Origin of the sequence: Kitasatospora sp. NPDC056327 (assembly GCF_042261735.1) — a bacterium.
Lineage (GTDB): Bacteria > Actinomycetota > Actinomycetes > Streptomycetales > Streptomycetaceae > Kitasatospora.
Map to the genome: position 1 here is coordinate 1 of NZ_JBHJRC010000323.1, position 9,154 is coordinate 9,154.

At 73.0% G+C, this 9,154-nt stretch carries 9 protein-coding genes and 1 pseudogene; 7 read left to right on the plus strand and 3 right to left on the minus strand.

Going from position 1 to position 9,154, the window contains the following annotated elements; all coding sequences use genetic code 11:
- The first annotated feature begins 256 nt into the window (after positions 1 to 256).
- Entirely contained in the window at positions 257 to 1,252 is a 996-nt protein-coding gene (locus tag ACFCX4_RS31260; RefSeq protein WP_376149852.1) for an NAD-dependent epimerase/dehydratase family protein, read from the plus strand.
- 23 nt (positions 1,253 to 1,275) lie between these two features.
- Here ACFCX4_RS31260 and ACFCX4_RS31265 read toward each other — a convergent pair whose 3' ends face one another.
- Positions 1,276 to 2,208, minus strand: a complete 933-nt coding sequence (locus tag ACFCX4_RS31265) for a phosphorothioated DNA-binding restriction endonuclease (RefSeq protein ID WP_376149854.1) — start codon at positions 2,206 to 2,208, stop codon at positions 1,276 to 1,278.
- Between the two features lie 254 nt (positions 2,209 to 2,462).
- A complete protein-coding gene (locus ACFCX4_RS31270; RefSeq protein ID WP_376149857.1) occupies positions 2,463 to 3,836 on the minus strand; it encodes a tetratricopeptide repeat protein in 1,374 nt (457 codons plus the stop codon).
- 147 nt (positions 3,837 to 3,983) lie between these two features.
- Here ACFCX4_RS31270 and ACFCX4_RS31275 point away from each other — a divergent pair, with 147 nt between their 5' ends.
- The 3 genes and pseudogenes from ACFCX4_RS31275 to ACFCX4_RS31285 all read left to right on the plus strand — a co-directional run bounded on the left by ACFCX4_RS31275 (position 3,984) and on the right by ACFCX4_RS31285 (position 5,636).
- Positions 3,984 to 5,033: an NAD-dependent epimerase/dehydratase family protein gene (locus ACFCX4_RS31275; protein ID WP_376149860.1), complete on the plus strand. Its 1,050-nt coding sequence runs from the start codon at positions 3,984 to 3,986 to the stop codon at positions 5,031 to 5,033.
- A pseudogene (locus ACFCX4_RS31280) lies at positions 5,030 to 5,155 on the plus strand (DegT/DnrJ/EryC1/StrS family aminotransferase); the annotation flags it as partial. The gene ACFCX4_RS31275 and the pseudogene ACFCX4_RS31280, both read left to right, overlap by 4 nt.
- A 61-nt stretch (positions 5,156 to 5,216) precedes the next feature.
- On the plus strand, positions 5,217 to 5,636 hold the full coding sequence (locus ACFCX4_RS31285) for a DegT/DnrJ/EryC1/StrS family aminotransferase (RefSeq protein WP_376149863.1): 420 nt from the start codon (positions 5,217 to 5,219) through the stop codon (positions 5,634 to 5,636).
- Positions 5,637 to 5,655: 19 nt separating this feature from the next.
- Here the strand turns inward: ACFCX4_RS31285 and ACFCX4_RS31290 are convergent, their stop codons facing one another.
- A complete protein-coding gene (locus tag ACFCX4_RS31290; protein WP_376149865.1) occupies positions 5,656 to 6,534 on the minus strand; it encodes a glycosyltransferase family 2 protein in 879 nt (292 codons plus the stop codon).
- A 28-nt stretch (positions 6,535 to 6,562) separates the two neighbouring features.
- Here ACFCX4_RS31290 and ACFCX4_RS31295 point away from each other — a divergent pair, with 28 nt between their 5' ends.
- The 3 genes from ACFCX4_RS31295 to ACFCX4_RS31305 are packed head-to-tail and all read left to right on the plus strand — an operon-like array spanning position 6,563 to position 8,943.
- Positions 6,563 to 7,312, plus strand: coding sequence for a hypothetical protein (locus ACFCX4_RS31295; protein WP_376149868.1), 750 nt, complete (start codon positions 6,563 to 6,565; stop codon positions 7,310 to 7,312).
- 12 nt (positions 7,313 to 7,324) lie between these two features.
- Complete coding sequence (locus ACFCX4_RS31300; RefSeq protein WP_376149871.1) at positions 7,325 to 8,674, plus strand: hypothetical protein; 1,350 nt, start codon at positions 7,325 to 7,327, stop codon at positions 8,672 to 8,674.
- Positions 8,671 to 8,943, plus strand: a complete 273-nt coding sequence (locus ACFCX4_RS31305) for a hypothetical protein (protein WP_376149874.1) — start codon at positions 8,671 to 8,673, stop codon at positions 8,941 to 8,943. The genes ACFCX4_RS31300 and ACFCX4_RS31305 overlap by 4 nt, the downstream gene beginning before the upstream one ends.
- Positions 8,944 to 9,154: the final 211 nt, after the last annotated feature.

Here is a 9,154-nt window from a genome sequence, read left to right on the forward strand (position 1 = left end):
GTTTGCCGGCGGGCGGGGGTGGGGGCGCCCCCCTATCGTGGGGGGGCCTCCAGCACGGTCCCGCGATCCGGCCCGTCCGCGCATCGAACTCCTCCTGCCGATCGACGAGTTCGGCGCCGTGCCCCATCACCGCCGCCTGTTCTCCTGCCCTCGCCTATCGATGATCAGCGGTGGCCGCACGCTCCGCGCCGGAGGTCCTGCCGTGCTTCGGAATCCCGGTGCGAGTGGCACGAGAACGCCGCTACTGTCAGGCGCTATGCGACTTCTCGTACTTGGCGGCACCTCATTCGTCGGCCGGGCGATCGTTGACGACGCGCTGCGTCAGGGTGCCGAGGTGACCCTGTTCGGCCGGGGCAGAACCGGCACCGACCTGTTCCCGGGCGTGCCCCGGCTGATCGGGGACCGGGACACCGGGGACTACGCGGCGTTGCAGGGCGGCAGCTGGGACGCCGTCGTGGATGTCAGCGGGTATGTGCCGCGCCACGTCGAACAGTCGATGGGGGCACTCGGCGACCGGGTCGGCCGCTACCTGTTCATCTCCAGCCAAGCCGTCTACGTGCGCTCAGGTGTGGGGCCGGGCTCGGACGAGGACGCACCCCGCCGCCCGCCGGTCCGCGACACCGAGGAGCTCGACGAGGACACCTACGGGCCGTGCAAGGTGGCCTGCGAGGACGACGTGGTGGCCCGGTACGGCTCACGGGCGACGATCGTGCGACTGGGGAAGGTCGCCGGGCCGCACGACGTCCAGGACGGACTCGTGTACTGGGTTCGCCGGGCCGCGCGCGGCGGCAGGGTGGCCCTGCCGAGTAGCCCCGAACAGCCCGTCCAGGTGATCGACTCCCGCGACGCGGCCCGCCTCGTACTGCGGCTGCTGCTCGACGGCAGGCCCGGTGCGTTCAACGCCGTGGGTCCGGCCGAACCGACCACGATGGCCGAGTTGATCACCACCTGCGCCCAGGTGGCGGGCAGCCGGGTCGAGATCGTTCCCGTGTCGCCCGAAGCGGTGCCACCGTTCTTTCCGCTGACCCACCCCGAACCGATGTGGCCGACCCAGCAGCGAAGCCCCGCACGCGCCCGCGCCGCCGGCCTGCCCGCGACCCCGTTGGCCGTGACCGTCGCCGACGTGCTGGCCTGGGACCGCGAGCGTGGCGAACCACCGCTCCGGCACGCGCTGTCCCCGACGGAGGAGGAAGAGCTGCTTGCCCCGAAGGACACCTCAGTGACACGGAACCGGACGGCGCACGGTCGCTGACAGTCGGCGACCGGCAGCCTCTGTCAGCCCGTACACGCCGGAGTGTGGGACTCCCGGGCCTCACCCCGGAACACCTGTTCGGCGTGCCACTGCCGGTGCCGGCCCGCGACCGGAGGAACCCCCGCCTGCGGGCCGATGACCGGCCGGCCGGCCAGGGCGAGGACATGCTGCCTGCTGGCCTCGCTGCGCCCGACGAAGCGCTGCGAGACGAGTATGCGGCGACCCTCGCCCAGGCCCAGGACACCCTTGTCGAAGAGCTTGTGGTGCAGCGAGCACAGGCACAGGCCGTTGTCGACCTCGTCCGGCCCGTCGTACGACCACCAGCGCACGTGCGCCGCCTCCAAGCCGACCGTGCTCGCGCCCAGCATCCCGTCGTAGCCGCAGAAGGCGCACTGGAACTCGTACGCGGTCAGGACGAGTTCGCGCATCCGCCGGTCCCGCTGCCGTCGTGCCGCCCGCTCCCTCCCGCCGGGGCCGCCGCTCACGCCGCCCGCGGCCTCGACCGGGTCCAGGTCGAGGCCGACCGCTTCGCACAGGTCGGCGTGCAGTGACGGCGGGAAGTGGAAGTCGAGCAGCACCCGCACCAGACGGCCCATGAGCGCCGGCTCCCTCTGCAGAGCCGCCCGCAGCCCGGGCGCGAGCCGTCCGGTCGCGCCGCTGGAACGCAGGACCCGCACGCCGCTTCCCGGGCTCCCGAGCCCCTGGTCGGTCCCGACCTCCCAGACGCCGTCACTGACCAGATGATGGAACGGGTACGCCGGGGTGGTCGCACGGGACGGCCCGTACTCTTCGAGCAGCCGCTTCAGCTCCTCCTCGACGGCGCTGTAGCGCAGTCCGCCGTCGGCATCACGCTGGAAGCTGCCCAGCGCGTACAGCAGCAGCAACGGTTTGTGCGGCGCCCGGACGCCGCCGTTCGTCCACCGTCTCAGCTTCGCCACCCGCTCCAGCCAGTCCATGGCCGCCCAGCGTATTCCGGGACACGGACACCACCTGAGCCCCCACCCCCGGCAGAGCCCCTGTCCCGGCGACGCCCTCGGACACACAGGGGTCCGGAAACCTCCCGAGGATGCCCGGCCGACCCCGCCTCTCCGGCGAAGATCACCGATGCACACACCGACTCCACCGGGAGCCAGAAGATTCGTCGTCCCGCGGCGCGGAGGGCGGCGCACGCGGATTCGGCTGGACCCGACAAGGCTTCGCGACCTGCGGCTCAGGTCGGGACGATGCGGGCGGCGCGGCGGGCGAGGTCGGCGGCGCCGGGGATTCCACGGCGGGCGTAGGCGGTGAGGGTGGAGCGCATGGTGTGCATGTCGTTGCGGTTGCGCTTGGAGTCGAGGCCGTCCATGAGGTCCAGGCTCTTGGACCAGAGACTGACGGCCTCCTCGGCGCGGTGCTGGGCGGCGACGGACTTGGCGATGTTGGCGAGGGTCGTGGCGCGCATGCGGTGGTAGGTGCCGGGGGTGCGGTTGCGCAGGGCGGCGCGGTAGTGGCGTTCGGCCGCGGTGTGGTCATTCATCGCGGTGAGGGTGCGGCCGGTGTGGGAGGCGATGGTGGCGGCGGGCGGGCCGGCCGCGGCGGCGTAGGTGGGGATCGAATCGTCGGTGGCGAGCAGGGCGTCCTCGGCGGCGAGGATGAGTTCGGCGGCGCGCGGACCGTTGCCGGTGGCGCCGTGGGCGCGGGCGGCGGTCACCAGCAGCAGGGCCTCCGTACGTCGGTCCGTCTTCCCGCGGGCGCGGGCGAGGGCGGCTTCGGCGAGGTCGACGCAGCCGCGGGTGTGACCGAGGTCGAGGGCCTGGTGGGCGAGGGCGCGCATGGCCCAGGCGGCATGGCCGGCGGGGTCGGACTCGCAGGCGAACTGGTGGGCGAGCAGGTAGACCCGTTGGGCGGCTCCTTCGCGGCCGGCGTCGTGGAGCTTCCAGCCGATCAGGTTGGCCAGTTCGGAGGCGGCCCCGAAGGCTGCGGCGCGGGCGCCGGCGGTGGTGAAGGTGCCCTTGAGCATCGGGGTGACGACGTCGGTGAGGTAGGACGTGACGGCGATGAGCCCGTGGCCGCCGCCGAGGCGTTCGTCGGTGGCGCGGAACATCTCCGTGAACTGCCGGACGGTGGCGATCTCGTGGGCTCCGATGCGGCGGCCGGCGGCCAGGGAGCGCAGCAGGGCGGAGGCGCTGTGGTGGTCGTAGGCGAGGGGCAGGTCGACGGCGGCCGTGGAGAAGGTGAGGGCGAGCAGGTCGCGGCGACGGAGCATGATGAGCCTTCCGAGGTCGGCTGCGGTGGCCAGGGGATCGACGGCCATCGGTCCGCGGGGCGGTGTGCCCTCGACGGGGTCGCGACCTAGAGCGATCTCGGCGACGGTGACGGTGCGGTTGAGCTTCCGGCTGAGGGCTTCGGCGATGTAGGCCGGGGTGCGGCCGACCGGTAGGGCGCCGGCGGCGACCCACTGGTGCACGGCGGCCTTGGAGGTGCGCAGTGTGTCGCCGGATTCGGCCGCGACGGTCCGGACCTCCTTGGCGAGGGCTTCATACGTACACCCCGCTTCTGCGATGACGGCTGCAAGGTGTCTGTTTGGCTGCTTCTGTTGGGTCAATTCGGTCTCCGTGCCATCGTCGGCGAAGCGATCATGAACGGGATTGACCAGGTGAGCGGAGCAGACCGTACCGCCTGCCGACATCCGGGCGGTTCACTTGAGCCACCACTTGATCCCTCAAGAGGAGGCTAGCGTCTCATGTTTGACATGCCATCAGGGCATGCGACGAAGGAGCTGAAGGCCGCTACCGTGCTGGTGACCGGCGGTGGCGGCCTGGTCGGCAGCCGGATCGTCGCCCAGCTCTCCCGGGCCGGTGCCCGCCCGGTCGTGCTGGACCGGTTCGACGCCTACCCGCACCCGGTGCGCGACCGGTTCGAGGTGGACCGCAACGCCGCCGAGGTCGTGCTCGGTGACGTGCGGGAGCGGGCCACCGTCCAGTGGCTCGTCTCCCGGGCCGACTTCGTGATCCACGCCGCCGCCTACGCCGATGTCGCCGCCTGCACCCGGCGGCCGGAGGTCGCGTTCGCTGCGAACGTGCACGGCACCCAGAACGTCCTGGACGCGGTCACCGGATCGGCGGTGAAGCGTCTGGTGTTCGTCTCCTCCGCCTCGGTCTACGGGGACGGCGCGCCCGGCACCGTGCCGCGGTTCTCCGAGGACCGGCCGCCGGCGCCGATCTCCGTCTACGCCAACGCGAAGGTGTGGGGCGAGCACCAGGTGCGGCTGATGCTCGCCGGGAGCGGGACCGAGCACACGGTCTTGCGGTACTTCTCGGTGTACGGCGAGCCGCAGGTGCCCAAGCCGGGGTCACACTCGTGGATGGTGCCGTGGATGGCCATGTCCGCGCAGGCGGGCCGGCCGCTGCGACTCAACGGCGGCGGCGCGCAGGTGCGGGACATGGTGCACGTGGACGATGTCGCCCGCGCCACGATCCTCGCGTTGGTGGCCGACGGCGCGGCCGGCCGGACAATCAACGTCGGTACCGGCGTGCCCACTTCGGTGCGGGAGATCGCCGGGCTGATCGCCGCCCACTTCCCGGGCGCGCGGCTCGTGGAGACGCCGATGCCCGAGGGCGACCCGCGTGGCGGCTGTGCCGACACACGGCGCGCGGCCGATCTGCTCGGCTGGCACCCGACGATTGCGCTCCCCGAGGGCGTCGACCGCTACGTGGCCTGGCTCAAGGCGACCCCCGGCGTCGTCCCGCACTGGTTCACCTCCCCTACTGCCTCCACCGCCTCGGCCGACGTGGCCGCGTGACGAGAATCGACGCGGCCGCGCTCAAGCCGGACCCGGCGAAGGCGGCCGAGGCCATCACCGGCCGGACCCGGACGATCGTGGTGATGCACTACGGCGGCCGGCCGTGCGACCTTGCCGCGTTCCGCAAGCTCGCCGACGATCACGGCCTGCTGCTGATCGGGGACGCCGCCCCCGCCCTGCACGATGCCCGACATCACCGCCGCCGTCGGCCTCTGCCAGTGGCACAGGCTGCCCGCCTTCACCGAGGCCCGGGTCCGGATCGCCGCCGCTTACGACCGGGAACTGGCCGGCCTGCCGGGCCTGCACCTGCCGGCCGTCGAGGCCGGCGTCGGGCACGGCCGCTTCCTCTGCCCGATCCTGATCGACCCGGCCCCCGACCGCTCCCGGGGCTCGGTGGCCGAGGCGCTGCGCGAGGTGCACGGGATCGGCACGAGCGTGCACTTCCAGCCCGTGCACCGACTCGCCTCGTACCGGCACATCGAGTGCCGCCTGCCCGTGACCGGGCGCGCCGCCGCCCGACAACTGTCCCTGCCCTGCTACCCGGCGATGACCGCCGACGACGTCCAGCGCGTCGTCGGCGCCCTGCACGCCCTCCGGCCCTGACCCGGCGCCGGGCCGGCCGTCAGAACACCGGCGGCCGGCCCAGCTGGGCCATCCGCCGCACCGTGCTCCACCGCATCGGCCGCCGCGGCGGGCACGGCACCCGCACACCCTCGAAGAACCCGCCCCACCACGCCTTCAGCCCCTCCAGCGGGGGTCGGCGCAGCAGGGTGTAGGCGATCCAGGAGGTGAGGTAGACGGGGACAAGCGGGGCGGGCAGGTGTCGCTTCGCGAGCCAGACGCGGTTGCGGGCGGTCATACGGTAGTAGGCGGCGTGGCGGGCGGGGTCGGTGCGGGGATGCTGGAGGACCAGGTCGGCGCGGTAGTCGATGTCCCAGCCGGCGTCGAGGGCGCGCCAGGCGAAGTCGGTCTCCTCGTGGGCGTAGAAGAACGGGGCGGGGAACAGGCCGACCTGGTCGATGACGCTCATGCGGATGGCGTGGCCGCCGCCGAGGAAGGTGGTGACCGGGCCGGACTGCATCGGGTCACTGGCACCGAGACGGGGGACGTGGCGGCGCTGGGTGAACCCGGTCTCGTCGGCGATCCGGAAGGACACGATGCCCAGGCGCGGATCCTTTTCGAAGGCCTCGCGGATCAGGCGGAAGGTGTCGGTCCTGGGGAGCAGGCCGTCGTCGTCCAGCACCACCAGTACGTCGGTGCCGCCGAGTTCGCGCAGCCGCTCGACGCCGGCGTTGCGCCCGCCCGGGATGCCGAGGTTCTCCGGCAACTCGACCGCGTCCACCCAGCTGGGCAGCGCGGGCAGTTCGGCACCCTGGCCGAGGACGACGGTCCGCGCCCCGCTGTCGCTGCCCTCCTGGGCCTCGACGGAGTCCAGCAGCGCGCGCAGCTCCGCCGGCCTGTTGCCCATCGTCAGCACCACCACGCCCAGCGTGACGCCCATCGAACCGACTCCACTTCCAGGGAACTTCATGACCACATCGACACCCCGACCCGAGCCGGGCCGGACGCTGCGGGAGCTGGCCGGGGCCGGGCGGCTCGCGGGCCACCAGGTGATGGACCGGCCGACGCTGGACTGGGTCGCCCGCAACCGGCCCGCCGGCGCGCGTGTCCCGGCCAGCCTGCCACACCGTCCGGTCCCGCTGGTACCGGACGCCGCGTGGTTCGCCCGCAGGAGAACGGCGTCCTCGATCCACGGCGTCCTGCACGGAGCTCGCGTGGCCGCCCTCCTTCAACTGCTCGCCCACCACCACCGCGTCGATGCCACCCGTGCGCGCGCGCTGGCCGCCGCCGCGGCCTGCCACGACTGCCGGCGCCTGGACGACCGCGCCGACCCCGGGCACGGCCGGCGCGCCGCCGACTGGCTGACCGCTCACGGCCACCTGGTGACCGTCGCTCCGGGTACGCCGCCCGCCCCGGAGGCGATCACCGCCGTCGCTCTCCATGAAGTCCCCCACGAGGCCTTCACCGGCGCCGAGGCCGAGGCGTACCGGCGGCACCGACTCGCGGTGGACCTCCTCAAGGCCGCCGACGCCCTCGACCGCTACCGCCTGCCCCTCGCCCGCTGGTGGCCCGACCTCCGCCGCCTGCGCCTGCCGGTGCCCGGCTGGGCGCCCCCGCTCGCCCACGACCTGGTGGTGCGCAGCGAGCGCGCCCGGCTTGACGGCGCCACCGACGCCCAGGCGATCGAAATCGCCCTCCACGCCGTCCTGCCCGAGTAGGAGAGGAACCCGATGGACTCCGACTGGGACCACGCCCACACCACCGCCCCGGCCGACAACCAGGCCCCGCGCGGCCTGGCCGAGAGCGACGCCGACTGGCGCCGACGCCTCGAACAGACCCCCAACGGTCATCTCTTGCGTGACAACGCCATGCTTCGCTCCCTCGCCTCCGGCGCGCCGGTCCACCTGCTGCACCTGACCCGCTCACTGGACGCCGTCCGGTCCAGCGGCCAGCTCCTCGCCTCCACCGGCTGCCTGGTCGGCGCCGTATACGGCTCCCCCCTCACCCCGGAGCCCGGGAGCGCGCTGCGCCCGCACAACCTCGGCAGCCACCTGCTGGCCAGCCGCGACACGCTCGACAGCCGCCGCGGCAGCATCCCCCTGGTCATCGAGATCGTCCCGGATCGCCCGGCGCCCGCCGTCGGCCTGGACTACCTGCGCCTGGGTCCCGTCCATCTCCGGGCATACGAGGCGCAGCGGCACGTCCTGACCCCGGCGGAGCACGAGCGGGTTGTGCGCTCGGTCACCGATCGGGTGCATGTCGCCGGTCCGTTCCTGGACACCCTCCTGTACAACGCCGGCGGGCGGCCGAGTGCGGACCGGCCGTTCGTCGACGCCCTCGCGGCGGCGGTTCCGGTTCTCCCCTACCTCGGATACCTGTACTTCGAGACCGTCGCCGAGTACCTGATGCTCCACTCCAGCAGCGCGGCGACGAAGGAGTGCGCCGCCCGGGGGGAGATGAACAACCACCTCTACAAGGACCTGGCGTTCAGCGCCGTCAACGGCATGGACACCCTGTTCGACCTCGGCCGCTTCCACCCCGGCCACGGCCGACTGTTGGACCTCCTCGGCCGGATCGAACCCACGCTGGCCCCCGGGGCGGCCGCCTACGTTCGGCGGCGCGTGTCCCACACCTTCGCCGCCGCCTGCCTCGCGCACGACCAGGACACCACGACCGTCAGGTTCCGCCGGGCCGGGCGGGGCGAGCTCGCCGCCGTGCCGCCCGGCCTGCTCGGTCAGTTGCTGTTCCGCGAGGTGAGGATCCTGGAGCGGTACCCGCAGCTGTACCACGTCTTCGAGCAGGCCAAGGCGATGGAGGCGTGGGCGTACTGGAACGCCCGGGGCGTTGTGACGCCGTTCAACGACGCCTGCGGTCCCAAGGGGGAGGTCGGCCTCAACCCCGCCGCCCCCGGGGCCCGCGTCACGGTCTGGACGGCCGAGACCTGCGAGCGGGGCCTCCTGCATCCGCTCGAACAGATCGACGCCGCACCGGCCCCACGGCTCGTACCGTGGCTGGTCGCCCCACTGCGTGACAGGACGGAGGAACAGCGCTGGAACAACCGATCGACGGTACCGTCATGAGGGACGCCCGGCTGATCGTGCTCCGCTGCGACTCCGCCTCGGGCAAGTCCGGCACCGCGTGGCACGTCCAGGCCATGGCCGATGAACGGCCGGCGATCATCTCCCGGGACACCGTCCGGACCAGCATCCTCGCCGAAGCCGATGTCCACGACGGCGGCACCATCACACCCCTTTGGCCGGGGTTCTGCAGACCGCCCGGCGACTCTGCGCGAGGTCAGCATCCGGTCGGCGTCGATCCGAGCGAACCTTGCGGCAGAGCACGAACCTGAACAGTCCGGCACTCCTGGCTCTCCAGGTGATCGCAGAGCAAGCATCGAGCGCCCGTGCCAGAGCCCTCAGCCGCCCACGGAACCCGGGCCGCAGCGGTGGAAGAAGGTGCCCGGCGGGTCAGCGCTCGCGGCCGCGGGCCTTCAGGGGGAGTGCGGGGAGTTCGGGGGCGTGGAGGCGGGGGCCGTCGTAGCCGTGGACCTCGCCGAAGCG